Source organism: Frigoribacterium sp. SL97, from assembly GCF_026625765.1.
Taxonomy (GTDB): Bacteria; Actinomycetota; Actinomycetes; order Actinomycetales; family Microbacteriaceae; genus Frigoribacterium.
Genome location: NZ_CP113062.1, coordinates 755,878 through 778,773 on the forward strand (window position 1 = coordinate 755,878; position 22,896 = coordinate 778,773).

The window sequence follows — 22,896 nt, forward strand, 5'->3', positions numbered from 1 at the left end:
CCCTGAGGTCGACGAGAACCGCTCGTCGACCAATCGATCGCCCAGGTCGGCACCCGGTGTACCGGATGTCGAAACCGGACGAGAAAGTGACAAACCGCATGACGATGACAGATCCGGTCGCAGACCTGCTGACCAGACTGCGCAACGCGAACTCGGCTTTCCACGAGACCGTGTCGCTCCCGAGCAGCAAGCTCAAGTCCCACATCGCCGAGATCCTCAAGCGCGAGGGTTTCATCGAGTCGTGGAAGGTCGAAGACGCCCGCGTCGGCCAGACCCTCACGATCGACCTCAAGTACGGCCCCGCCCGTGAGCGCTCCATCAAGGGCATCAAGCGCGTGTCGAAGCCCGGCCTCCGCGTCTACGCCAAGTCGACCGAGATCCCCCAGGTGCTCGGTGGCCTCGGTGTCGCCATCCTGTCGACTTCCTCCGGTCTGTTGACCGACCGTGAGGCCCAGAAGAAGGGCGTAGGCGGAGAAGTCCTCGCCTACGTGTGGTAACTCGTCATGTCTCGAATCGGAAGACTCCCCATCTCGATCCCTGCCGGGGTCGACGTGAAGATCGACGGCCAGGCCGTCAGCGTCAAGGGCCCCAAGGGTGAGCTGTCGCTCGTCGTCAAGAGCCCCATCGAAGCCAGGATCGAAGAAGGCACGGTCGTCGTGACCCGTCCGGACGACGAGCGCGAGTCGCGTTCGCTCCACGGCCTCACGCGCACCCTGATCGCCAACCAGATCATCGGCGTCACCGAGGGCTACACCAAGGGCCTCGAAGTCGTCGGAACCGGTTACCGCGTCCAGGCCAAGGGCTCGAACGTCGAGTTCGCCCTGGGCTACTCGCACCCCATCACCGTCGAGCCGCCCGCGGGCATCAGCTTCACGGTCGAGGGCAACAACAAGCTCACCGTCGTCGGGATCGACAAGCAGGCCGTCGGCGAGATGGCTGCCAACATCCGCAAGCTGCGCAAGCCCGAGCCCTACAAGGGCAAGGGTGTCCGCTACGCCGGCGAGGTCGTCCGCCGCAAGGCCGGAAAGTCAGGTAAGTAATCATGGGTCTCGGTACACGAGGAAAAAGCAAGTCGGCTGCCACCAAGCGCCGTCACACCCGCCTGCGCAAGAAGGTCGTGGGCACCGAAGAGCGTCCCCGTCTCGTCGTCACCCGTTCGGCCCGGCACGTGTTCGTGCAGGTCGTCGACGACAGCAAGGGCTTCACCGTCGCCAGCGCATCGACCCTCGAGGCCGACCTGCGCACGTTCGACGGTGACAAGACCGCGAAGTCCCGCAAGGTCGGCGAGCTCGTCGCCGAGCGTGCGAAGGCTGCGGGCATCGAGGCCGTCGTGTTCGATCGCGGCGGCAACAAGTACGCCGGACGCGTCGCGGCCATCGCCGAAGGCGCCCGAGAGGCTGGTTTGAACCTGTGAGCGACGCTACGAACACCACTCCCCCCGCAGAGACCGAAGCGACCAAGGCACCGGCTGAGGCCGTCGTCGAGCGTCCCGTCGAGACCGCTGCCGGCTCGGAGTCGAACAACCGCGAGGGTGGTCGCACCGACCGCCGTGGCGGCCAGGGTCGCGGTGACCGCAACCAGGGTGGCCGCGGACGCGGCGACCGTGACGACAAGAGCCAGTTCCTGGAGCGCGTCGTCACGATCAACCGCGTGTCGAAGGTCGTCAAGGGCGGTCGTCGCTTCAGCTTCACCGCACTCGTCGTCGTCGGTGACGGCAACGGACTGGTCGGTGTCGGCTACGGCAAGGCCCGAGAGGTCCCCACGGCCATCAGCAAGGGCGTCGAAGAGGCAAAGAAGAACTTCTTCCGCGTCCCGCGCATCGGCAACACGATCCCGCACCCCGTGCAGGGTGAAGCCGCTGCAGGCGTCGTCATGCTGCGTCCGGCCTCGGCCGGTACCGGTGTCATCGCCGGTGGTCCCGTCCGCGCCGTGCTCGAGTGCGCCGGCGTGCACGACGTCCTGAGCAAGTCGCTCGGTTCGTCGAACACGATCAACATCGTCCACGCCACGGTCGAGGCGTTGCAGCAGCTCGAAGAGCCGCGTGCCGTCGCCGCCCGTCGTGGACTCGACATCGACGCTGTCATGCCGGCCTTCATGGTCCGTGCCGAGCAGGCAGCTCGTACCGCCGCGACCGAGAAGGCAGGTGCCTGATGGCCGCCAACCTCAAGGTGACCCAGATCAAGTCCGTAATCAGCGAGAAGCAGAACCAGCGTGACACGCTGCGGAGCCTGGGCCTCAAGCGCATCGGCCAGTCGGTCGTTCGCGAGGACACCAAGCAGAACCGCGGCTACGTCAACACGGTCGCCCACCTCGTGAAGGTCGAGGAGATTGACTAATGGCTGACGAGAAGAACGAGGCCGCCGCGAAGGCCGCCCCGAAGAAGGCCGCCGCCCCCAAGGCGACGACCACCAAGGCAGCAGCTCCCAAGGCTGCCGCCAAGAAGCCCGCAGCCGACAAGGCCGCTGCTTCGACGGGTTCGACCACCAAGGCCGCTCCCGCCTCGACGACGTCCTCCGACGACGTCGCGCGTCCCCAGGTGCTCAAGGTGCACCACCTTCGTCCGGCTCCCGGTGCCAAGAAGGCGAAGACGCGCGTCGGCCGTGGTGAGGGTTCGAAGGGTAAGACGGCCGGTCGTGGCACCAAGGGTCAGAAGGCCCGGTACCAGGTCAAGGTCGGATTCGAGGGTGGCCAGATGCCGCTCCACATGCGTACTCCGAAGCTGCGCGGGTTCAAGAACCCGTTCCGCGTCGAGTACCAGGTGGTCAACCTCGAGAAGCTGAACGAGCTCTACCCGCAGGGTGGTGACGTCACCGTCGGTGACCTCGTCGCCAAGGGTGCCGTTCGGAAGAACGAGAAGGTCAAGGTCCTCGGACAGGGCGACCTGAGCGTCAAGCTCACCGTCGCGGTCGACAAGGTCTCCGGCTCCGCCGAGGACAAGATCGTCGCCGCCGGCGGGTCCGTCAGCAAGTAAAAATCACCTGAGGGGGTGGTCCGCCAGGGCCACCCCCATCAGTCGTCTATCCTTCATACCGGGAGGCCCCACGTGTTCAGAGCTGTCGCGCGCATCATGCGCACCCCCGACCTGCGTCGCAAGATCGGGTTCACGCTCGGCATCATCGCGCTCTTCCGGTTGGGGAGCTTCATCCCCGCGCCGTTCGTCGACTACCAGAACGTGCAGGCCTGTCTCGCGGGCAACCAGGGCACCTCGGGTCTCTACGAGCTCGTCAACCTGTTCAGCGGCGGCGCTCTGCTGCAGCTGTCCGTGTTCGCGTTGGGCATCATGCCCTACATCACCTCGTCGATCATCGTGCAGTTGCTGCGCGTGGTCATCCCCCACTTCGACACCCTCTACAAAGAGGGCCAGTCCGGGCAGGCGAAGCTCACGCAGTACACGCGGTACCTCACCATCGCTCTCGGCGTCCTCCAGTCGACGACGCTCATCACCGTGGCCCGCTCGGGTGCCCTGTTCGGTTCGTCCGGCATCGCGGAGTGCAGCCAGCTGATCACGAACGACGCCTGGTACGCCGTCATGCTCATGGTCGTCACGATGACCGCCGGTACCGGCCTCATCATGTGGATGGGCGAACTCATCACCGAGCGCGGCATCGGCAACGGCATGTCGCTGCTGATCTTCACCTCGATCGCCGCCCGCTTCCCGACGGCCCTCTGGAGCATCGCGCAGTCGCGCAGCTTCGAGATCTTCCTGCTCGTCATCGCGGTCGGACTGATCATCATGGCGCTTGTGGTCTTCGTCGAGCAGTCCCAACGGCGGATCCCCGTCCAGTACGCCAAACGCATGGTCGGTCGGCGCACGTACGGTGGCAACAACACGTACATCCCGATCAAGGTCAACATGGCCGGCGTCGTGCCGGTCATCTTCGCCTCGTCGCTGCTCTACCTCCCGGCCCTCGTCGCCCAGTTCAACCAACCCTCCGACGGAACGGCTCCGCCCGCCTGGGTCAGCTGGGTGCAGGCCAACCTCACCTCGGGCGACAACCCGCTCTACATGGTGCTGTACTTCGCCCTCATCGTCGGGTTCACCTACTTCTACGTCGCGATCACCTTCAACCCCGAAGAGGTCGCCGACAACATGAAGAAGTACGGCGGGTTCATCCCGGGCATCCGGGCCGGTCGCCCCACGGCCGAGTACCTCGACTACGTGCTGACGCGTGTGACGCTGCCCGGTGCCCTGTACCTCGGCATCATCGCGCTCATCCCGCTGATCGCGTTGGCCACGGTCGGTGCGAACCAGAACTTCCCCTTCGGAGGCGCCAGCATCCTGATCATCGTGGGCGTCGGCCTCGAGACGGTCAAGCAGATCGACTCCCAGCTGCAGCAGCGTCACTACGAGGGCCTGCTCCGATGAGCGCCGCTGAGACCCGACTCAGCCCGCGCCTCCTCATCGTCGGTCCCCCCGGGGCCGGCAAGGGCACCCAGGCGGTCGCGATCGCCGAGTCGTTGGGCATCCCCGCGATCTCGACCGGCGACATCTTCCGCGCCAACGTCAAGAACGAGACCGAGCTCGGTCTCAAGGTCAAGGCGATCCTCGACGCGGGCGACTACGTACCGGACAGCCTCACCAACGAGCTCATCTCCGACCGGCTGTCGCAGGCCGATGCGAGCGAGGGCTTCCTCCTCGACGGGTACCCACGCACGCTGCAGCAGGTCGAATTCCTCGACGAGCACCTCGCCGCGCAAGGGCAGTCCTTGACCACCGTCGTCCAGCTGGTCGCCGAGCGGGACGAGATCGTCGAGCGACTGCGCCGGCGTGCCGTCGACCAGGGGCGTTCCGACGACACCGAGGACGCCATCCGCCACCGCCAGGACGTCTACCTCCGCGAGACCGCACCCCTGATCGACACGTACCGAGATCGAGGCATCCTCGTCGAGGTCGACGGTCTGGGCGGCATCGACGAGGTCGCCGGGCGCATCGAGTCGGCCTTGGCCGCTCGCGGTTTCACGTCCGTCGCCTCGGCTTCCTGACCTCGTGGCGTTCCGCCGCTCCGGCATCTACAAGACGGCCGACGAACTCCGACGTCTGATCGCGCCGGGGATCTTGACGGCCGCGTCGCTCGACGCCGTCCAGTCCGCCGTTCGTCCCGGCGTGTCCACGCTCGAACTCGACGCCGTCGCCGAAGCGGTCATCCGAGACGGTGGGGGAGAACCCAACTTCATGTTGGTGCCCGGCTACCGTCACACGGTGTGTGCGTCGGTCGGTGACGAGGTCGTGCACGGCATCCCCGGTTCGCGCGTGCTGGCGGCGGGGGACCTCGTCTCCGTCGACAGCGGAGCGCAACTCGACGGCTGGAACGGCGACAGCGCACGGAGCTTCGTCCTGGACGATGCCGACCGCCCTGACGTGGTGGCCGAGCGTCGTCGGTTGAACGAGGTCACCGAGCAGTCCCTCTGGCACGGCATCGCCGCGCTGGCGTCGGCCTCGCACCTCAACGAGGTGGGGGGCGCCATCGAGGACTACATCGACGGGCAGGGCGACTTCGGCATCATCGAGGACTACACCGGCCACGGCATCGGTCGTTCGATGCACGAGGACCCGCCGGTGTTCAACTACCGCGTCCGCGGACGTGGCCCCGCCGTCCGGCCCGGCCTCGTGATCGCCATCGAGCCCATGGTCACGTCGGGCGGAATCGACACCGTGACCCACGACGACGGGTGGACCGTCAGCACGCGCGACGGCTCGATGGCCGCGCACTGGGAGCACTCGATCGCGGTGCACGACGGCGGCATCTGGGTGCTCACGGCACAGGACGGCGGCGCCGCGGGTCTGTCTCCGCTGGGAGTGACACCCGTCCCGATCGCCTGACCCGCGCCTCCTCGGCTCACGCCGACGACGCGAGGAGGCGCGGTGCGGCTCAGCGGGACGAGCCGACGCTGCAGGTGGCCTCGGCCGCCGATTGGCCCGTGATGGTCGAGGGCAGAGTGGTCGTCGGCGCCTCCGTCGCAGCCGGGGCGGCTGGCACGGAGGACTCCGACGTCGTGTCGGACGGCGTCGACGTCTCGCTCGGTGCGGCGGGGGGCGTGGTCGCGACCGGGGCCGTTCCGTCCGAGACGGAGCCACGTCCGGCGCTGTCGTCACCGAGGGTGAACTTCTGGTCGGCGTTCAGGGCGGCGTTCAGGGCCGCGGCGTCGGTCGTGGACTGCACCACCCTGTTCGGGTCCCGCGGATCGTCGACGACCGGGTACTGGACGAAGACGATCCCCGCGGGCTGGATGTCCTTGAGCGCGAGGGCCAGGCGCACGAGCGTGTCGGGGGAGTCGAGGGTGGACGACAACGTCATGTTGCTCAGGGCGGCCGAGGCGAGTTTGTAGAGCGTCGTCACGTCGCCGAGGGTGCCGCCCGAGATGATCTTGCGCATCATCGACGACAGGAAGACCTGCTGCGAGCTGATGCGCGCGATGTCGCTCCCGTCGCCGACGCCGTGTCGGGTCCGCAGGAAGGCGAGGGCCTCGGCGCCCTGCAGGGTGTGGGTGCCCGCGGTCAGGTCGATGCCCGAGTCGGTGTCCCGGATCGTCCGCGTGACGCAGACGTCGACCCCACCGATGGCGTTCGACATCTCGATGACGCCGTCGAAGGTGATCTTGCCGGCGTAGGGGATCGCCAGTCCGGTCATGCCCTCGACCGTCTTGACGGTGCACGAGAGGCCACCGCGTCCGAGGGTCGTGTTGAACTGCACGTAGTCCTCGGCCGGGTACACCTGGCCGTCGTCGCCGACGCATTCGGGCACGTCGATCATCAGGTCGCGGGGGAAGCTCACGGCCGTCAGCTGGGTGTGGTCCGCCGAGAGGTGGGCCAGGATCGTCACGTCGTTGCGGATGCCGTCGACCTCGCCGGCGTCGACCTGGCTGCCGTCGTCGCGTTCGTCGCTGCCCACCAGCAGGATGTTGGCGCCGCCCTGGATGGCCGAGATGTCGACCCCGGCGACCTCGTCCTCGTTGCCGAGAGAGACCGTCTGCACGCCCGAGGTCGCGGAGCGGACCGCGATGGCCGCGACGGACACGCCGCTCACGAGCACGACGGCCATCGTCCCGGCGACGAGCCCCAGGAGCATGCGGACGGGGCCGCGGCGGCGGAGTCGGCCGTGACGAGCGACCCCCCGAGGGGAGGAGGGGGTGGTCGAGCGGTCAGGCATGGTGCTCCCGGCAGTCGTGACGCGTACCCGACGAGACGACGGCCGAGGTGGGCGGCAGAGGTCGGCGGGTGCTCCGGCGTGTCGGGTTGACCAGCCGGGTTGCTGAACTATACCGGCATCACCTAGGATCGACCTTTGGTGTTCCGTGTGCGTTTCTGCGCGCCTGGGCATCGCATCCCCGCACGACCAACACCCCTATTCTTAGCGACAGTGAGGCTATGGCCAAAAAAGACGGTGTCATCGAAATCGAAGGCGCAGTGATCGAAGCTCTGCCCAACGCGATGTTCCGCGTTGAGTTGACCAACGGACACAGGGTCCTCGCGCACATCTCCGGCAAGATGCGGCAGCACTACATCCGCATCCTGCCCGAAGACCGTGTGATCGTGGAGCTCAGCCCCTACGACCTGACCCGCGGCCGGATCGTCTACCGCTACAAGTAGGGCGTGCTGGAAAGGAACGGCCCCACGCACCCGTGGGGCACGAAGCCAGCGAGATCAAGGAATCAGCAATGAAGGTCAACCCCAGCGTCAAGCCCATCTGCGAGCACTGCAAGGTCATCCGCCGTAAGGGCAACGTCATGGTCATCTGCAAGAGCAACCCGCGCCACAAGCAGCGTCAGGGCTGACTCGTCCGTCGCTCCGGCGACGTGCCGATGCCGACCCGGCCGAGCCGGGTCACACAGCAACACCCTCCCAGCAGCACCAGAACTCGTCACGGAAGCCCGACAGGGTGGACGGAGGCGGGGGACACCCCGGGTCGGAGGCCCGGGCACCGGTGCTGTGACAGACCTCCACCATCTCTGAAAAGAGGCCATCATGGCACGTCTAGCAGGCGTTGACATCCCGCGCGACAAGCGCGTTGAAGTCGCACTGACCTACATCTACGGAGTCGGCCGCACCAGCGCGCTCAAGACTCTCGCCGAGACCGAGATCGACGGCAACATCCGCGTCAAGGACCTCACGGACGACCAGCTCGTCCTGCTCCGCGACTACATCGAGGGCAACTACAAGGTCGAGGGTGACCTCCGCCGCGAGGTGGCCGCCGACATCCGCCGCAAGGTCGAGATCGGTAGCTACGAGGGCATCCGCCACCGCCGCGGCCTCCCTGTCCGCGGCCAGCGCACCAAGACGAACGCTCGTACCCGCAAGGGCCCGAAGCGCACCGTCGCCGGCAAGAAGAAGGCTCGATAGGCCTCGGCTCCCGCCGTACGCCCCTCAAGGTTGTAGGAGAAAAAATTGGCAGCACCGAAGACGGCCGCGCGTAAGCCCCGCCGCAAAGAGAAGAAGAACGTCGCCGTGGGCCAGGCCCACATCAAGAGCACGTTCAACAACACGATCGTCTCGATCACCGACCCCTCGGGCGCCGTCCTGAGCTGGGCCTCGTCCGGCGCCGTCGGCTTCAAGGGCTCGCGCAAGTCGACCCCGTTCGCCGCGCAGCTCGCCGCCGAGTCCGCCGCCCGCCAGGCGCAGGAGCACGGTGTCAAGAAGGTCGACGTCTTCGTCAAGGGCCCGGGTTCGGGTCGCGAGACGGCGATCCGCTCGCTCCAGGCCGCAGGCCTCGAGGTCGGTTCGATCAACGACGTCACCCCCCAGGCGCACAACGGCTGCCGCCCGCCGAAGCGTCGTCGCGTCTAACTGAGTTACCGCCCGCCGTGCCCGACGGGCCCCGTCACCGGGGTCCGTCGGGTACGGCGGGCTCCCCCGCGTCAGCACCGCCTCCCGCGTGTTCGCCCGAGGTGCCCACAACTCAACAGACCCGACGGGCCAGCCACCTGTCGTACCGCCAAGAGTCATATAGCGGACTCTTCGCCGAAAGGATTAAACAGTGCTCATTGCACAGCGCCCCACCCTCACCGAGGAGAACATCTCGGAGTTCCGCTCCCGCTTCGTGATCGAGCCCCTCGAGCCAGGCTTCGGTTACACCCTCGGCAACTCGCTGCGCCGCACGCTTCTCTCGTCGATCCCCGGCGCTGCTGTCACCAGCATCCGCATCGACGGTGTGCTGCACGAGTTCACGACCGTCCCCGGAGTGAAAGAGGACGTCACCGAGGTCATCCTCAACATCAAGCAGCTGGTCGTCGCCAGCGAGCACGACGAGCCCATCACGGCCTACCTGCGCAAGCAGGGTGCGGGTCAGGTCACGGCCGCCGACATCTCGGCTCCGGCCGGCGTCGAGATCCACAACCCCGAGCTCGTCATCGCCACGCTGAACGACAAGGCGAAGTTCGAGCTCGAGCTCACGATCGAGCGTGGCCGTGGTTACGTGTCGGCCGTGCAGAACCGCAGCGAGTTCAGCGAAGCCGGTCAGATCCCGATCGACTCGATCTACTCGCCCGTGCTCAAGGTCACCTACCGCGTCGAGGCGACGCGTGCCGGTGAGCGCACCGACTTCGACCGCCTGGTCGTCGACGTCGAGTCGAAGCCGTCGATCTCGCCCCGTGACGCCATCGCCTCGGCCGGTCGCACGCTGACCGAGCTGTTCGGCCTCGCCCGCGAGCTGAACACCGCCGCCGAGGGCATCGAGATCGGCCCCGCGCCGGTCGACGCCGTCCTGTCGAGCGAGCTGCAGACCCCGATCGAGGACCTCGACCTGTCGGTCCGCAGCTACAACTGCCTGAAGCGCGAGGGCATCAACACGGTGTCCGAGCTGGTCGCCCTGTCCGAGACCCAGTTGATGAACATCCGCAACTTCGGTCAGAAGTCGGTCGACGAGGTGAAGGACAAGCTCGTCGAGCTCGGCCTCTCGCTCAAGGACACGGTCCCCGGGTTCGACGGAGCCCACTTCTACAGCGGTTACGACGAAGAAGAGACCACCAACTAGGTCTCTCCGCCCGACGCCCTCCACTCTCGACTCACTTAGGAACAGACAATGCCCAAGCCCACCAAGGGACCCCGCCTCGGAGGCGGCCCGGCGCACGAGCGCCTCATGCTGGCCAACCTGGCCGCCTCGCTCTTCGAGCACAAGACGATCAAGACGACCGAGACCAAGGCCAAGCGCCTCCGTCCCGTCGCCGAGCGTCTCGTGACCTTCGCGAAGCGTGGCGACCTGCACTCGCGTCGTCGCGCCATGCAGACCCTGCGCAACAACAAAGAGGCCGCCCACATCCTCTTCACCGAGATCGCCCCGCTGGTCGAGAACCGTGACGGCGGCTACACCCGCATCACGAAGCTCGGCTTCCGCAAGGGTGACAACGCGTCGATGGTGTCGATCGAGCTCGTCCTCGAGCCCGTGAGCCCCAAGGTCAAGAACTCGAAGACCACCGCCGCGGCGGCTCCGGTCGCCGAGCCCGTCGCCGAGGAGCCCACCGAGGCTCCCGTCGACGAGACCGAGACCGTCGAGGAGTCGGCTCCCGTCGAGACCGAGACCGAGACGGCTGCCGCCGACGAGGTCGAGGCCGACGCCGCTGCGAAGTCGGACGACGAAGCAGCCAAGTAGTCCCACCAGCACCACCCGGAGGGCCCGTCACCGCGAGGTGACGGGCCCTTCGTCGTGCAGGGAGCAGGAGGGGTCCGCACAAGTGAGGACTGGCCCCCCGGGCGGGGGTCGTTTACCTTGGCGATTGTTCTGCGACACCTGTGGTGCACCTGTGCCGCCTACGGTGACCGGAGCCCGACCCGATCACGAAGGACGTCATGTCGCCACGCCCCCGCCCACTCAAGGCCCTCGCCCTCACGACGGGCATGGCCCTCGCGCTCGGGCTCGCCCCTCTCGCGACCGCCGCGCCCGCCCTCGCCGCGCCCGACGGTTCGTCGGTGGTCATCAACGAGGCCTACCTCAAGGGAGGCAGCGCCAACGCTCCCTTCAACCGCAAGTTCGTCGAGCTGTACAACCCCACGACGGCGTCGGTGTCGCTGGCCGGCTGGTCCCTGCAGTACCGCTCGGCGACGGGCGCCGGGCAGTTCTCCGCCGCCGAACTCGCCGGCACCATCGCGGCCGGTGGCTACTTCCTCGTGGCGATCCCGGGCAACGGCACCACGGGCGCCGACCTGCCCGCCCCCGACGCGACTGCCTCGCTCAACCCGAGCGGCACCACGGGAACGGTCCTGTTGTCGAACGGCGCCGTTCCGTTGACGCTCGCACCCGGTTCGGTCCCCGCCGGGACGCCGGGCGTGGTCGACCTGCTCGGCTACGGCGCCTCGAACACCTTCGAGACGACCGTCGCTCCCGTGACGGGAACGAACCCGACGCCCAATTCGTTGGCCCGCACCGCTGGTGTCGACACCGACGTCAACGCGGCCGACTTCTCGACGCAGACCACCGTCACCCCGCAGAACTCCGGCGGCACGGGCACCGAGCCCGGTCCGGAGCCCGAGCCGCAGCCCGAGCCGACCCCCGAGGCCGACGTGACGGTCGCCCAGATCCAGGGTGCGACCGGCACGAGCCCTCTCGTCGGTCGCACGGTGACCACGCGGGGCGTCGTCACGGCCACCTACCCCACGGGTGGTCTCGACGGCTACGTCATCCAGACCCCGGGCACCGGAGGCGCACTCGACCTGGCGACGCACGTCGCGTCGGACGCGCTGTTCGTGTACTCCGCGAGCACCGCCTCCTCGGTCGCCGTCGGCGACTACGTCGAGGTCGACGGGACCGTCACCGAGTTCTTCGGCCTGACGCAGATCACCGTCACCGGTGCGGCGTCGCTCCGGGCGCTCGACGCCTCGACCGTCGCGGCACCCCAGGCGGCGACCGTCGGCCTGCCCGCCACCGACGCCCAGCGTGAGACGCTCGAGAGCATGCTCGTGCTGCCCCAGGGCGAGTTCACCATCGCGGACACGTACACGACGAACCAGTACGGCGAGGTCAAGCTCGCCTCGGGCGACCGTCCCCTGATCCAGCCCACCGAGGTCGCGCGCCCGGGCTCCCCGGGCTACGCGGCGGTGGTCGCCGACAACGCGGCCCGAGCCGTGACCCTCGACGACGGCGCCACGACGAACTTCTTCACCGCGGCCAACCAGTCGATCCCCGTCCCCTATCTCTCGAACGAGGACCCGGTCACGGTGGGCGCCTCCGTGGCGTTCACGAAGCCGGTCGTCTTCGACTTCCGCAACTCGGCCTGGAAGTACCAGCCGACCGCCCGCCTCACGGGTGACACGGCCTACGGCGACCTGCCCGTCACGTTCGAGGACATCCGGACCGACGCCCCGCGCGAGGTGGGAGGCGACCTGAAGCTCGCCAGCTTCAACGTGCTCAACTACTTCACGACGACGGGCGACCAGCTGCGCGGCTGCACGTTCTACACGGACCGCGCGGGTGCGCCGGTGACGGTGAACAGCGGCTGCGACGCCCGTGGTGCCGCGAACGCCGAGAACCTCGCCCGCCAGCAGGTGAAGATCGTCACGGCGATCACCGCCCTGGGCGCCGACGTCGTGTCGCTCGAGGAGATCGAGAACTCGGCCCGCTTCGGCGAGGACCGCGACTCCGCACTCGCGACCCTGGTCGGGGCGCTCAACGCCGCGGCCGGCAGCGAGGTCTGGGACTACGCGCGCTCACCGGAGGCGTTGCCCGCCAACGAGGACGTCATCCGTCTGGCCTTCATCTACAAGAAGGCCGTCGCCGAGCCCGTCGGAGGGTCGACGATCCTGACCGGATCGGCCGCGTTCAGCAACGCCCGGCAGCCGCTCGCGCAGGCCTTCCGGCCCGTCGGCGGTGACGCCGGCTCGACCTTCGTCGCGATCGCGAACCACTTCAAGTCGAAGGGCAGCGGTTCGGGCCCGGACGCCGACCAGGGTGACGGTCAGGGCGGTTCGAACGGCTCGCGCGTCAACCAGGCGAACGCCCTGGTCGCCTTCGCCGCCGAGCGTGAGGCCGCTGCGGGGACCGACAAGGTGTTCCTGCTCGGCGACTTCAACGCCTACAGTCAGGAGGACCCGATCGAGGTGCTCCGCCAGGCCGGCTACGTCGACCTCGGCTCGACCGGGACCGACGAGTACAGCTACGTCTTCAGCGGTCTCAGCGGGTCCCTCGACCACGTGCTCGCCTCGCCCGCCGCGGCCGAGGCCGTCACGGGCGTGGACATCTGGAACATCAACTCGGGTGAGGGCATCGGCCTCGAGTACAGCCGCTTCAACTACAACGCCGAGCAGCTGTACCAGCCCGACCAGTTCCGCTCGAGCGACCACGACCCGGTCGTCGTCGGGGTGTCGCTGCTCGCCGCTCCCGTCGACCCCGCGCCGCCGGTGACCGACCCGGGCACGACGCCCGGAGCCGGTCCGACCGTGCCGGGTGCCGGTCCCGGGGCGGTCACCCCGGGCACGAGCGCACCGACCGCGGACGGCTCGCTCGCCTTCACGGGTTCTGCGCCCCTGGCCGGGTGGCTGGCGCTCGCCCTGGTGCTGATGGCGATGGGTGGCACGGTCCTCGTGGTCCGGCACCGCGCCTCCCGCATGGGCTAGGCGGAGGCGCCCGACGGCGGTCGTGACCCGGGTGACCGGGTCGCGGCCGCCGTCGTCGTCCGCCGACCCGACAGGCCGAGGAGGCGCGGTGTCGGCCCCGTAGGATCGTCGGGTGACGATCGACGCCCCGGCCCTGACGCGCCTCCGCCTCGGGGTGGCGTACGACGGCACCGGCTTCTCGGGCTGGAGCGAACAACCCGGCCGTCGCACGGTGCAGGGCGAGATCGAGGCCGCTCTGCAGACGCTCTTCCGTCGGCTGGGGGACGTGCCGACCGTGACCGTGGCGGGTCGCACCGACGCCGGCGTGCACGCGCGCGGACAGGTGGTGCACCTCGACCTCACCGACGCCCAGATCGCCCAGCTGCAGAAGCCGCACCGCGGCATGCGCGACCAGTCCCCGCTCGACGCCCCGACCGTGCTGGCCCGGCGGTTGAACGGGCTCGCGGGCGCGTCCGACGAGATCGTGATCTCGGGTGCCCGGGTCGCGCCTCCGGGTTTCCACGCCCGCTTCGGTGCCCTCTGGCGCCGCTACGAGTACCGCATCGCCGACCGGGGGGCCGAACGCGATCCGACGAGGCGCAGCCACACCCTCTGGTACGACCAACGCCTCGACCTCGAGCTGATGAACGCGACGGCGTCCGGCCTGCTCGGCCTGCACGACTGGGCCGCGTACTGCCGACACCGCGACTACGCGACCACCATCCGCGAGCTGCAGGAGTTCTCGTGGAGGCGCGAGGCCGACGGCGTGCTCGTCGCCTCGGTGCAGGCGGACGCGTTCTGCCACAACCTCGTGCGCAACCTCGTGGGCGCCTGCGTGGCCGTCGGTGAGGGAGCGATGGAGGCGCATCGTGCGGTGGGCGTGCGGCGCGAGGCCCAGCGCAACGGCGAGTTCCGGGTCGTGCCCGCCCACGGTCTCACGATGGTCGAGGTCGGCTACCCGCCCGACGCCGAGATGGCCGCCCGGGTGGCCCTGACGCAGGTGAAGCGGTCGCACGATCAGCTGGGGGAGTGACTCCCCGGGGCGAGGCGGGCGATGGTTGACCGTCCGGCCCGTGTCGGGTAACGTGAACCCTTGGTGTCTGCGCAACTGCGCGCTTTCGCCCGAAGTTGAGCCCTCCACCTGACTCGTTCTCATCGCCTCTGCGGTGACAACGGCAACGGAGCGGGATTCACGAACCTCTCACCTCGACCAGAAAGCAGCACTACTGTGACGCGCACTTTCTCCCCCAAGCCGGCTGACGTTCAGCCGAACTGGCTGATCATCGACGCCAACGACGTCGTGCTCGGCCGCCTCGCGAGCCACGTGGCAGCCCTGCTGCGCGGCAAGCACAAGCCGACCTTCGCCCCCCACATGGACATGGGCGACTTCGTCATCGTCATCAACGCCGACAAGGTGGCCCTCACCGGCTCCAAGCTGGCCGAGAAGCTCTACTACCGTCACTCGGGTTACCCGGGCGGCATCACGGCCACCACGTACTCCGAGATGGTCGAGAAGCACCCCACCCGCGCGGTCGAGAAGGCCATCCGTGGCATGCTGCCGAAGAACTCGCTGGGCCGTGCCCAGATCAAGAAGCTGAAGGTGTACGCGGGTGCCGAGCACCCCCACGCTGCTCAGCAGCCCACGGTTTACACCCTCGACCAGGTCGCCCAGTAGCGTCCGCCTTCAGACTTAAGGACCCCCACACAGTGGCTCAGATCGCAGATTCCATCGACCAGGCTCCCGAGAGCTTCACCACCGAGAGCTCGGCCCCCGAGGCCGCCGCGACGCCCCGCCCCGTGCTGAGCGTCGGCGGTTCCGCCGTCGGTCGCCGCAAGGAGGCCATCGCTCGTGCGCGCCTCACGCCCGGCTCCGGCACGATCGTCGTGAACGGTCGCACCCTCGAGGACTACTTCCCCAACAAGCTGCACCAGCAGCTGATCAACGACCCGTTCAAGGTCCTCGACCTGCTCGGCTCGTACGACGTGGCCGTCAAGGTCACCGGTGGTGGCCCCTCGGGCCAGGCCGGTGCCCTCCGTCTCGCCATCGCCCGTGCGCTGAACGAGATCGACCGCGAGAACAACCGCGCCACGCTCAAGAAGGCCGGCTTCCTCACCCGTGACGCCCGCGTCATCGAGCGCAAGAAGGCCGGTCTCAAGAAGGCCCGCAAGGCCTCGCAGTTCTCGAAGCGCTAACCAGCACCACACAAGGCAGGTCTCGCGATGTCGCGTTTGTTCGGTACCGACGGTGTCAGAGGCCTCGCCAACCGTGAGCTGACCGCCGCGCTCGCCCTGGGGCTCTCCCAGGCGAGCGCGGTGGTGCTCACGAAGGGGCATCACGCCGATGCCCGTCGTGCCGAGGGACGGCGCCCCGTCGCCGTCGTCGCGCGCGACCCCCGCATCTCCGGTGAGTTCCTCACCGCGGCCGTCTGTGCCGGGCTCGCCAGCTCGGGTGTCGACGTGCTCGACGCCGGAGTCATCCCGACCCCCGCCGCGGCCTTCCTGGTCGACGACATCGGCGCCGACTTCGGCGTGATGATCAGCGCATCGCACAACGCCGCGCCCGACAACGGCATCAAGTTCTTCGCCTTCGGCGGAACCAAGCTCCCCGACGAGGTCGAAGACCGCATCGAGGCCGCCATGTCCGATCCGCAGCTGATGCCGATCGGTGGCGACGTGGGCCGCATCCGTCGGTTCGCCGACGCCGAGGACCGCTACGTGCTGCACCTGCTCGGCGCCCTGCCCAACCGACTCGACGGCATCCACGTCGTCCTCGACTGCGCCCACGGGGCCGCTTCGGCCGTCTCGCCCGAGGTGTTCACCGACGCCGGCGCGACGGTCACCCTGATCGGCGCCGATCCCGACGGCGTGAACATCAACGACGGCGTGGGGTCGACCCACCTCGACAACCTCGCGAAGGCCGTCCTCGAGCACGGGGCCGACGTCGGCATCGCGCACGACGGCGACGCCGACCGCTGCCTGGCCGTCGACGCCACCGGCGCCGTGGTCGACGGCGACCAGATCATGGCCATCATCGCCCTGGCGCAGAAAGAACGTGGCGCCCTCGTCGACGACACGCTCGTCGCGACGGTGATGAGCAACCTCGGCCTCATCCGCGCCATGGCCGAGCACGGCATCACGGTCCGCCAGACCAAGGTCGGCGACCGCTACGTGCTCGAGGACATGAACGAGCACGGCTTCACCCTCGGCGGCGAGCAGTCCGGCCACATCGTCTTCGCCGACTACGCCACCACCGGTGACGGCATCCTCACCGGTCTCTCGCTCGTGGCCCGCATGGCCGCGACCGGCAAGAGCCTGGCCGAGCTCGCCTCGGTCATGACGGTCTTCCCGCAGATCATGATCAACGTCCGGGACGTCGACCGCTCGCGAGCCGCGTCCGACGAGGGCGTGGCCGAGGCCGTCCGCCGGTTCGAGGCCGAGCTCGGCGACACCGGCCGCGTGCTGCTCCGCCCCTCGGGCACCGAGCCCGTGGTGCGCGTGATGGTCGAGGCCGCCGACCAACCGACCGCCGACCGCGTCGCCCACTCGCTGGCCGACGTCGTGCGCGAGCGACTCGCCCTCTGACCCGGGCGGCGGACGGGGCGCGACGTCCCGGTGACGTCACCCGCGCCTCCTGACCGGACGCGGTGCGCGACCAGACGCGGTGCGCGACCGGACGCGGCGCCCGACCGGACGCGGTGCGCGACCGGCTGCGGCGCCCGCCCGGACGCAGCTCCTCAGCCGACCCGGCGTCGCCGCGGATCAGATCTTGCGCAGCAGGACCGAACTGACCTTGTGGTCGGCCGCCTTCCGCAGGACGAGCGTCGCCCGCGACCGGGTCGGCAACACGTTCTCGATCAGGTTGGGCTCGTTGACCGACTTCCAGATGCCCGAGGCGAACGACCGCGCCTCGGGTTCGCTCATGTCGGCGAAACGGTGGAAGAACGAGCGCTCCTGGGTGAACGCGCCCTTCTGCAGCGCGAGGAACCGTTCGACGAACCAGTTCTCGATGTCGCCGGTGCGGGCGTCGACGTAGACCGTGAAGTCGAACAGGTCGCTCAGGGCGAGCCGGCCGGCGACGGCGGGCTGCAGCACGTTCAAACCCTCGACGATCAGGATGTCGGGCCGCCGCACGACGACCTCGGCGCTCGGCATGATGTCGTAGCTGGTGTGCGAGTAGAACGGCGCACGCACCTCTTCGGCGCCGCTCTTGACCTGCGAGACGAACCGCAGCAGGTGGCGGCGGTCGTACGACTCGGGGAACCCCTTGCGGCTCATGATGCCGCGGCGTTCGAGTTCGGCGTTCGGGTAGAGGAACCCGTCGGTGGTCACCAACTCGACGCGGGGGGTGTCGTCCCAGCGGCTGAGCAGCTCCCGCAGGAGGCGCGCGACGGTCGACTTGCCGACGGCCACCGACCCGGCGACGCCGATCACGAAGGGCGTGCGCTGGGCCCGTTCGCCGAGGAAGTCGCTCGTGGCCCGGTGCAGGTTGCGGGCGCCGGCGGCGTAGAGGTTGAGGAGGCGGCTGAGCGGGACGTAGACGTCCTGCACCTCGCGCATGTCGAGGCGGTCGCCGAGGCCGCGCAGCTGGACGATCTCGGTCTCGGTCAGCGGCAGGCGCGTCGTCGGGGCCAGGTCGGCCCAGGCGTCGCGCCCGATCTCGACGAAGGGGCTCGCGTGCACGGCGGAGGGCGCGGTCGTCGGGTTGGCTTCGGCCATGCGCACGAGGCTACCGGTCCGGGGTCGACGCGAGTCGGCACGGCCCGCCGGGCTCTCGGACGGGAACCTCTAGGATCGACCCCATGTGTGGAATCGTGGGATACGTCGGAACGGGTGACAAGAGCATCGAGGTGCTGCTGGGCGGCCTCAAGCGACTCGAGTACCGCGGGTACGACTCGGCGGGAGTCGCCGTGATCGACGCCGCGGGCGACCTCGGCACCCGCAAGAAGGCCGGCAAGCTGCAGATGCTCGTCGACGACCTCGAGGCGACGCCGCTCACCGACGGCACGACCGGCATCGGCCACACCCGGTGGGCGACCCACGGTGGCCCGACCGACGCGAACGCGCACCCCCACCTCGCGGACGACGGCAAGCTCGCCCTCATCCACAACGGCATCATCGAGAACTTCTCCGAGCTCAAGGCCGAGCTGCTCGCCGAGGGCGTCGAGTTCCTCAGCGAGACCGACTCCGAGGTCGCCGCGCACCTGGTGGCCCGGGCCTACCGTTCCTCCGGCGACCTGACCGAGGCCCTGCGCACGGTCGTCAACACCCTCGACGGCGCGTTCACGCTGCTCGTCGTGCACGCCGACCAGCCGGGCGTCGTCGTCGGCGCCCGCCGCAACTCGCCCCTCGTCATCGGCCTGGGCGACGGCGAGAACTTCCTCGGCAGCGACGTCGCGGCCTTCGTCGCCCACACCCGTCGGGCCATGTCGATCGGGCAGGACCAGCTCGTGACGATCCGTCCCGACTCGGTCGAGGTCGTCGACTTCTCCGGGGCGCCCGTCGAGACGACCGAGTTCGAGGTGGACTGGGACGCCTCGGCCGCCGAGAAGGGCGGTTGGTCCAGCTTCATGGCGAAAGAGATCAGCGAGGAGCCCGAGGCCGTCGCCAAGACGCTGCTCGGCCGCATCACCGCCGAGGGCGCCGTGACCCTGACCGAGCTCGACGGCGTGCGCGAGCGCCTCCTGACCGTCGACCGCGTCATCGTCATCGCCTGTGGCACCGCCGCCTACGCCGGCATCCTCGGCAAGTACGCCATCGAGCAGTGGGCCCGCATCCCCGTCGAGGTCGAGCTGGCGCACGAGTTCCGCTACCGCGACCCGGTCCTCGACGAGAAGACCCTCGTGGTGTCGATCAGCCAGTCGGGCGAGACGATGGACACCCTGATGGCCGTCAAGTACGCCCGAGAGCAGGGTGCCCAGGTGCTGTCGATCTGCAACACGCAGGGCTCGACGATCCCGCGCGAGTCCGACGCCGTGCTCTACACGCACGCGGGCCCCGAGGTCGCCGTCGCGTCGACCAAGGCGTTCGTCGCCCAGGGCACCGCGCTCTTCCTGCTGGGCCTGCACCTGGCGACCCTGCGCGGCACGCTCAGCGCCGAGGCCATCGCCGAGCAGGTCACCGACCTGCACGAGATCCCCGGCAAGATCGAGCAGGTGCTCGAGTCGTCCGAGCGCATCAAGACCCTCGCCGGCTGGATGGCCGACACCCGGTCGGTGCTGTTCCTCGGGCGTCACGTGGGCTACCCCATCGCCCTCGAGGGTGCGCTCAAGCTGAAAGAACTCGCCTACATCCACGCCGAGGGCTTCGCCGCCGGCGAGCTCAAGCACGGCCCGATCGCCCTGATCGAGCCCGGTCAGATCGTCTTCGTCGTCGTCCCCAGCCCGCGCGACCCGCGGTCGTTGCACCCCAAGGTCGTCTCGAACATCCAAGAGATCCGCGCGCGCGGCGCCCGCGTCATCGCGATCGCCGAAGAGGGCGACGCCGCGGTGCTGCCCTTCGCCGACGAGGTGCTGCACATCCCGCTGGCGGCCCCGCTCTTCGAGCCCCTGCTGTCGGTCGTGCCGCTGCACATCTTCGGCATGGAGCTCGCCGCCGCCAAGGGCCTCGACGTCGACCAGCCGCGCAACCTGGCCAAGTCGGTCACCGTCGAGTAGCGGGTCGTGCAGCCGGGGCAGGGCGTCAGGCGGGTGAGGACGTGATCGTGGGCATCGGCGTCGACGTCGTCGACCTCGGACGCTTCGACCGCTCGATCGAGCGCACGCCGGCGCTCGCCACGCGTCTGTTCCGAGCCGACGAGCTCGTCCTCCGGGACGGCAGCCCCCGCGGGCGCCCGTCGCTCGCGGCCCGCTTCGCCGCCAAGGAGGCGCTGATCAAGTCCCTGGGCGGCTCCACCGGGGTGCGCTGGCACGACGTCGTGGTCGTCTCCGACGACCAGGGAGCCCCGTCGCTCGTGCTCAGCGGGGGAGCGCGGTCGCTCGCCGACTCGCGAGGCGTCTCGCGCCTCCATCTGTCGCTCAGCCACGACGGCGGGGTGGCGGTCGCGTACGTCGTCGCCGAGGGCGACGGCCGGGCCCCCGTCGACCACGACGCACACCACGAAGGGGCGGACCGATGACCCACGACGTCACCATCACCGTCGACACGGCCGCGTTGCGCCACAACGTCGAGGTCCTCCGGGCCGCCGTCGCGCCGTCGGCCGTCATGGCCGTGGTCAAGGCGAACGCCTACGGCCACGGTGCCGTCGAGTGCGCCCGGGCCTTCGTCGAGGCCGGCGTCGACTGGCTCGGGGTGGCCGACCTGACCGAGGCCGTGGCCCTGCGTCGAGCCGGTGTCGAGGCGCCGGTGCTCGCGTGGCTGCACGCTCCCGACGAGGACTTCGTCGAGGCCGCGGCGCTCGGCATCACCCCCGCGGTGTCGAGCGTCGACCAGCTCGAGGCGGCCGTGGCGGCCGGCGTCCGCGCGGTCCACCTGGCGATCGACACGGGTCTGAGCCGCAACGGGGCCGTCGAGTCCGAGTGGCCCGAGCTGTTCGACCGCGCGGCCGACCACGACGCCGTCGTGCCGGTCGAGGGCCTCATGACCCACGTGTCGAACGCGTCGTCCGAGGACGACGGCCTGCAGACGGCCCGCTTCGCCCGGGCGTCCGCGATGCTCGACGAGCGGGGGGTGCGGCCGCCCCTGCTGCACGTGGCCGCCTCGGCGGCGGCGCTCGACTACGTGGGGACACGAGCCACGATGGTGCGCTTCGGCCTCGCGAGCTACGGGCTGAGCCCGTACGCCGACCGCACGTCCGCCGAGCTCGGCCTGCGCCCGGCCATGACCGTCACGGCGCCGGTGACCACCGTCAAGCGCATCCCGGCGGGCGAGGGCGTGTCGTACGGCTACCTCTTCCGTCCCGAGCGCGACACGTCGATCGCCATCGTGCCGGTCGGGTACGCGGACGGCATCGACCGGGCCGCGAGCGAGCGCGCCTCCGTCACGATCGGTCGGCGCACCTACCGCGTCCGGGGGCGCATCGCCATGAACGCCCTCGTGATCGACGTGGGCGACGACCCCGTCGAGATCGGCGACGAGGTCGTGCTCTTCGGCGACCCGGCGCTGGGTCGGCAGTCCGCCGCCGACTGGGCCGAGGCGATGGGCGGCATCACCTACGAGGTCGTCGCCTGCCTGGCCGCCGGCCTCACCCGGAGGTACACCGCATGAGCGCCGCGACGTCCCTGCGACGGGCCACGGTCGACCTGGCCGCGTACCGGGCGAACCTCGAGTCGTTGATCGCCCGTCTCGACCCGGTCGACATCCTGGCGATCGTCAAGGCCGACGCCTACTCCCACGGCGCCCCCGTGCTCGTGCCCGAGGCCGTGGCGGCGGGCATCCGCTGGTTCGGCACGGTCGAACTCGCGCCGGCCCTCGAGATGCGACGGCTGGGCATCGGGGGCGACGCCTCGTTCTTCGCCTGGCAGCTCAGCCCGTCCGACGACCTCGAGGCGGCCGTCGACCTGAGCGTCGACCTGGGGGTGTCGACCTTCGACCAGCTCGACGCCGTCGCGGCGGTCGCGCGGGCCCGCGGCGGTGTCGCCCTCGTCCACCTGACGATCGACACGGGCCTGCACCGCGAGGGGTGCCTGCCCTCGGACTGGCCAGCCTTCGTCGCCCGTGCCGTCGAGTTGCGCGACGAGGGGGTGGTCCGCCTGCGCGGCATCTTCTCGCACGTCAGCGAGACGAGCGAGGCCGACGACCAGGCCGCGGCCCGCGTGTTCGAGCAGGCCGTGGCCGAGGCCGAGGCGCTCGGGGCCACCGTCGAGAAGCGGCACATGTCGTCGAGCTCGGCCGCACTCGAACACCCCGAACGACGCTTCGACATGGTGCGCATGGGGTCGAACGGCCTGGGCATCCCCGTGACCGAGGGCGTCACCGCCGCCGACCGGGGACTGCGGCAGGTGCTCACGCTGAGCGCGTCCGTGGTCAAGGTCAAGCGCGTCGCCGCGGGCACCGGCGTCTCGTACGACTACACGTTCCGTGCTCCGTCCGACACGACGCTCGCGCTCGTGCCCCTGGGGTACGCCGACGGCGTCAGCCGGCGGGCGCAGGGCACCGTGCACGTCGTCGTGAACGGCGCGCCCCGCCCGATCGTGGGCCGGGTCGCGATGGACCAGTTCCTGGTCGACATGGGCGACGACCCCGTCGCGGTCGGTGACGAGGTCGTGTTGTTCGGGCCGGGCGACCAGGGCGAGATGACCATCGGCGAGTGGGCCGACGCCACCGACACGATCCCCGAAGAGGTCGCCTGCCGCGTCGGAGCCCGGGTGCCCCGCGTCTACGTCGGCGGACGGCCGTGACCGTCCAGGGCGACCCCGTCGAGTTGACCGTCGCCGACGCCG

Annotated in this window: 26 protein-coding genes; 24 read left to right on the top strand and 2 right to left on the bottom strand. The window is 69.5% G+C overall.

The window, feature by feature from the left end:
• The first annotated feature begins 98 nt into the window (after nt 1-98).
• The 9 genes from rpsH to map all read left to right on the top strand — a co-directional run bounded on the left by rpsH (nt 99) and on the right by map (nt 5,821).
• Nucleotides 99-497, top strand: coding sequence for a 30S ribosomal protein S8 (rpsH, locus tag OVA02_RS03710; protein ID WP_043593344.1), 399 nt, complete (start codon nt 99-101; stop codon nt 495-497).
• Nucleotides 498-503: 6 nt separating this feature from the next.
• Entirely contained in the window at nt 504-1,040 is a 537-nt protein-coding gene (gene rplF, locus OVA02_RS03715) for a 50S ribosomal protein L6 (RefSeq protein WP_056043554.1), read from the top strand.
• A gap of 2 nt (nt 1,041-1,042) precedes the next feature.
• Nucleotides 1,043-1,414 carry a 50S ribosomal protein L18 gene (rplR, locus tag OVA02_RS03720; RefSeq protein WP_043593341.1) on the top strand — a complete coding sequence of 124 codons (372 nt, stop codon included), beginning with the start codon at nt 1,043-1,045 and terminating at the stop codon, nt 1,412-1,414.
• Nucleotides 1,411-2,151: a 30S ribosomal protein S5 gene (gene rpsE, locus OVA02_RS03725; RefSeq protein ID WP_043593339.1), complete on the top strand. Its 741-nt coding sequence runs from the start codon at nt 1,411-1,413 to the stop codon at nt 2,149-2,151. The genes rplR and rpsE overlap by 4 nt, the downstream gene beginning before the upstream one ends.
• A complete protein-coding gene (gene rpmD / locus OVA02_RS03730) occupies nt 2,151-2,336 on the top strand; it encodes a 50S ribosomal protein L30 (RefSeq protein WP_043593338.1) in 186 nt (61 codons plus the stop codon). The genes rpsE and rpmD overlap by 1 nt, the downstream gene beginning before the upstream one ends.
• Entirely contained in the window at nt 2,336-2,971 is a 636-nt protein-coding gene (rplO, locus tag OVA02_RS03735) for a 50S ribosomal protein L15 (RefSeq protein ID WP_082460060.1), read from the top strand. The genes rpmD and rplO overlap by 1 nt, the downstream gene beginning before the upstream one ends.
• Before the next feature lie 72 nt (nt 2,972-3,043).
• Nucleotides 3,044-4,366 (top strand): preprotein translocase subunit SecY, encoded by a 1,323-nt coding sequence (gene secY, locus OVA02_RS03740; RefSeq protein ID WP_043593336.1) that lies wholly within the window; start codon nt 3,044-3,046, stop codon nt 4,364-4,366.
• Nucleotides 4,363-4,983 carry an adenylate kinase gene (locus tag OVA02_RS03745; RefSeq protein ID WP_056043551.1) on the top strand — a complete coding sequence of 207 codons (621 nt, stop codon included), beginning with the start codon at nt 4,363-4,365 and terminating at the stop codon, nt 4,981-4,983. The genes secY and OVA02_RS03745 overlap by 4 nt, the downstream gene beginning before the upstream one ends.
• Nucleotides 4,984-4,987: 4 nt before the next feature.
• The gene (gene map, locus OVA02_RS03750) at nt 4,988-5,821 is read left to right on the top strand and encodes a type I methionyl aminopeptidase (RefSeq protein ID WP_056043549.1); all 834 of its coding nucleotides are present in this window, start codon (nt 4,988-4,990) and stop codon (nt 5,819-5,821) included.
• A gap of 49 nt (nt 5,822-5,870) precedes the next feature.
• On the opposite strand, the gene OVA02_RS03755 is transcribed toward map, so the two are convergent.
• A complete protein-coding gene (locus OVA02_RS03755) occupies nt 5,871-7,148 on the bottom strand; it encodes an LCP family protein (protein ID WP_082460059.1) in 1,278 nt (425 codons plus the stop codon).
• A 218-nt stretch (nt 7,149-7,366) separates the two neighbouring features.
• Here OVA02_RS03755 and infA point away from each other — a divergent pair, with 218 nt between their 5' ends.
• From infA to glmM, 11 genes are all read left to right on the top strand, one after another.
• On the top strand, nt 7,367-7,588 hold the full coding sequence (gene infA, locus OVA02_RS03760; protein ID WP_043593329.1) for a translation initiation factor IF-1: 222 nt from the start codon (nt 7,367-7,369) through the stop codon (nt 7,586-7,588).
• Nucleotides 7,589-7,656: 68 nt separating this feature from the next.
• Nucleotides 7,657-7,773 carry a 50S ribosomal protein L36 gene (gene rpmJ / locus OVA02_RS03765; protein WP_043593327.1) on the top strand — a complete coding sequence of 39 codons (117 nt, stop codon included), beginning with the start codon at nt 7,657-7,659 and terminating at the stop codon, nt 7,771-7,773.
• Between the two features lie 190 nt (nt 7,774-7,963).
• A complete protein-coding gene (rpsM, locus tag OVA02_RS03770) occupies nt 7,964-8,338 on the top strand; it encodes a 30S ribosomal protein S13 (RefSeq protein WP_043593325.1) in 375 nt (124 codons plus the stop codon).
• 45 nt (nt 8,339-8,383) lie between these two features.
• Entirely contained in the window at nt 8,384-8,782 is a 399-nt protein-coding gene (gene rpsK, locus OVA02_RS03775) for a 30S ribosomal protein S11 (protein WP_043593323.1), read from the top strand.
• A gap of 190 nt (nt 8,783-8,972) precedes the next feature.
• Complete coding sequence (locus tag OVA02_RS03780; protein ID WP_043593322.1) at nt 8,973-9,968, top strand: DNA-directed RNA polymerase subunit alpha; 996 nt, start codon at nt 8,973-8,975, stop codon at nt 9,966-9,968.
• 48 nt (nt 9,969-10,016) lie between these two features.
• Nucleotides 10,017-10,583: a 50S ribosomal protein L17 gene (gene rplQ, locus OVA02_RS03785; protein WP_043593320.1), complete on the top strand. Its 567-nt coding sequence runs from the start codon at nt 10,017-10,019 to the stop codon at nt 10,581-10,583.
• A gap of 197 nt (nt 10,584-10,780) precedes the next feature.
• Nucleotides 10,781-13,540, top strand: coding sequence for an ExeM/NucH family extracellular endonuclease (locus OVA02_RS03790; protein WP_056043540.1), 2,760 nt, complete (start codon nt 10,781-10,783; stop codon nt 13,538-13,540).
• 112 nt (nt 13,541-13,652) lie between these two features.
• A complete protein-coding gene (locus OVA02_RS03795; protein ID WP_236557048.1) occupies nt 13,653-14,552 on the top strand; it encodes a tRNA pseudouridine synthase A in 900 nt (299 codons plus the stop codon).
• A 195-nt stretch (nt 14,553-14,747) separates the two neighbouring features.
• The gene (gene rplM, locus OVA02_RS03800; protein ID WP_043593314.1) at nt 14,748-15,194 is read left to right on the top strand and encodes a 50S ribosomal protein L13; all 447 of its coding nucleotides are present in this window, start codon (nt 14,748-14,750) and stop codon (nt 15,192-15,194) included.
• A gap of 32 nt (nt 15,195-15,226) precedes the next feature.
• Nucleotides 15,227-15,712, top strand: a complete 486-nt coding sequence (rpsI, locus tag OVA02_RS03805; RefSeq protein ID WP_082059799.1) for a 30S ribosomal protein S9 — start codon at nt 15,227-15,229, stop codon at nt 15,710-15,712.
• 27 nt (nt 15,713-15,739) lie between these two features.
• A complete protein-coding gene (gene glmM, locus OVA02_RS03810) occupies nt 15,740-17,101 on the top strand; it encodes a phosphoglucosamine mutase (RefSeq protein ID WP_192122966.1) in 1,362 nt (453 codons plus the stop codon).
• A gap of 177 nt (nt 17,102-17,278) precedes the next feature.
• On the opposite strand, the gene coaA is transcribed toward glmM, so the two are convergent.
• Nucleotides 17,279-18,235, bottom strand: coding sequence for a type I pantothenate kinase (gene coaA, locus OVA02_RS03815; RefSeq protein ID WP_123571284.1), 957 nt, complete (start codon nt 18,233-18,235; stop codon nt 17,279-17,281).
• Between the two features lie 83 nt (nt 18,236-18,318).
• Between coaA and glmS the strand changes: the two genes are divergently transcribed.
• From glmS to alr (OVA02_RS03835), 4 genes are read left to right on the top strand one after another with little or no spacing between them, the layout of a single operon-like run.
• A complete protein-coding gene (glmS, locus tag OVA02_RS03820) occupies nt 18,319-20,172 on the top strand; it encodes a glutamine--fructose-6-phosphate transaminase (isomerizing) (RefSeq protein WP_192122965.1) in 1,854 nt (617 codons plus the stop codon).
• Nucleotides 20,173-20,213: 41 nt separating this feature from the next.
• Nucleotides 20,214-20,633: a holo-ACP synthase gene (locus OVA02_RS03825; RefSeq protein WP_056043525.1), complete on the top strand. Its 420-nt coding sequence runs from the start codon at nt 20,214-20,216 to the stop codon at nt 20,631-20,633.
• A complete protein-coding gene (gene alr / locus OVA02_RS03830) occupies nt 20,630-21,721 on the top strand; it encodes an alanine racemase (protein WP_159827797.1) in 1,092 nt (363 codons plus the stop codon). Before OVA02_RS03825 ends, alr (OVA02_RS03830) begins: the two co-directional genes overlap by 4 nt.
• On the top strand, nt 21,718-22,854 hold the full coding sequence (gene alr / locus OVA02_RS03835) for an alanine racemase (protein WP_267659278.1): 1,137 nt from the start codon (nt 21,718-21,720) through the stop codon (nt 22,852-22,854). The genes alr (OVA02_RS03830) and alr (OVA02_RS03835) overlap by 4 nt, the downstream gene beginning before the upstream one ends.
• Nucleotides 22,855-22,896: the final 42 nt, after the last annotated feature.

Coding starts and splice junctions, on each gene's coding strand:
- rplO (WP_082460060.1), top strand. CDS start 2,336: ATGGCTGACGAGAAGAACGAGGCCGCCGCGAAGGCCGCCCCGAAGAAG.
- glmM (WP_192122966.1), top strand. CDS start 15,740: ATGTCGCGTTTGTTCGGTACCGACGGTGTCAGAGGCCTCGCCAACCGT.
- OVA02_RS03745 (WP_056043551.1), top strand. CDS start 4,363: ATGAGCGCCGCTGAGACCCGACTCAGCCCGCGCCTCCTCATCGTCGGT.
- rplQ (WP_043593320.1), top strand. CDS start 10,017: ATGCCCAAGCCCACCAAGGGACCCCGCCTCGGAGGCGGCCCGGCGCAC.
- coaA (WP_123571284.1), bottom strand. CDS start 18,235: ATGGCCGAAGCCAACCCGACGACCGCGCCCTCCGCCGTGCACGCGAGC.
- rpmD (WP_043593338.1), top strand. CDS start 2,151: ATGGCCGCCAACCTCAAGGTGACCCAGATCAAGTCCGTAATCAGCGAG.
- alr (WP_267659278.1), top strand. CDS start 21,718: ATGAGCGCCGCGACGTCCCTGCGACGGGCCACGGTCGACCTGGCCGCG.
- rpsH (WP_043593344.1), top strand. CDS start 99: ATGACGATGACAGATCCGGTCGCAGACCTGCTGACCAGACTGCGCAAC.
- rplF (WP_056043554.1), top strand. CDS start 504: ATGTCTCGAATCGGAAGACTCCCCATCTCGATCCCTGCCGGGGTCGAC.
- rplR (WP_043593341.1), top strand. CDS start 1,043: ATGGGTCTCGGTACACGAGGAAAAAGCAAGTCGGCTGCCACCAAGCGC.
- glmS (WP_192122965.1), top strand. CDS start 18,319: ATGTGTGGAATCGTGGGATACGTCGGAACGGGTGACAAGAGCATCGAG.
- rpmJ (WP_043593327.1), top strand. CDS start 7,657: ATGAAGGTCAACCCCAGCGTCAAGCCCATCTGCGAGCACTGCAAGGTC.
- rpsM (WP_043593325.1), top strand. CDS start 7,964: ATGGCACGTCTAGCAGGCGTTGACATCCCGCGCGACAAGCGCGTTGAA.
- infA (WP_043593329.1), top strand. CDS start 7,367: ATGGCCAAAAAAGACGGTGTCATCGAAATCGAAGGCGCAGTGATCGAA.
- alr (WP_159827797.1), top strand. CDS start 20,630: ATGACCCACGACGTCACCATCACCGTCGACACGGCCGCGTTGCGCCAC.
- OVA02_RS03755 (WP_082460059.1), bottom strand. CDS start 7,148: ATGCCTGACCGCTCGACCACCCCCTCCTCCCCTCGGGGGGTCGCTCGT.
- OVA02_RS03790 (WP_056043540.1), top strand. CDS start 10,781: ATGTCGCCACGCCCCCGCCCACTCAAGGCCCTCGCCCTCACGACGGGC.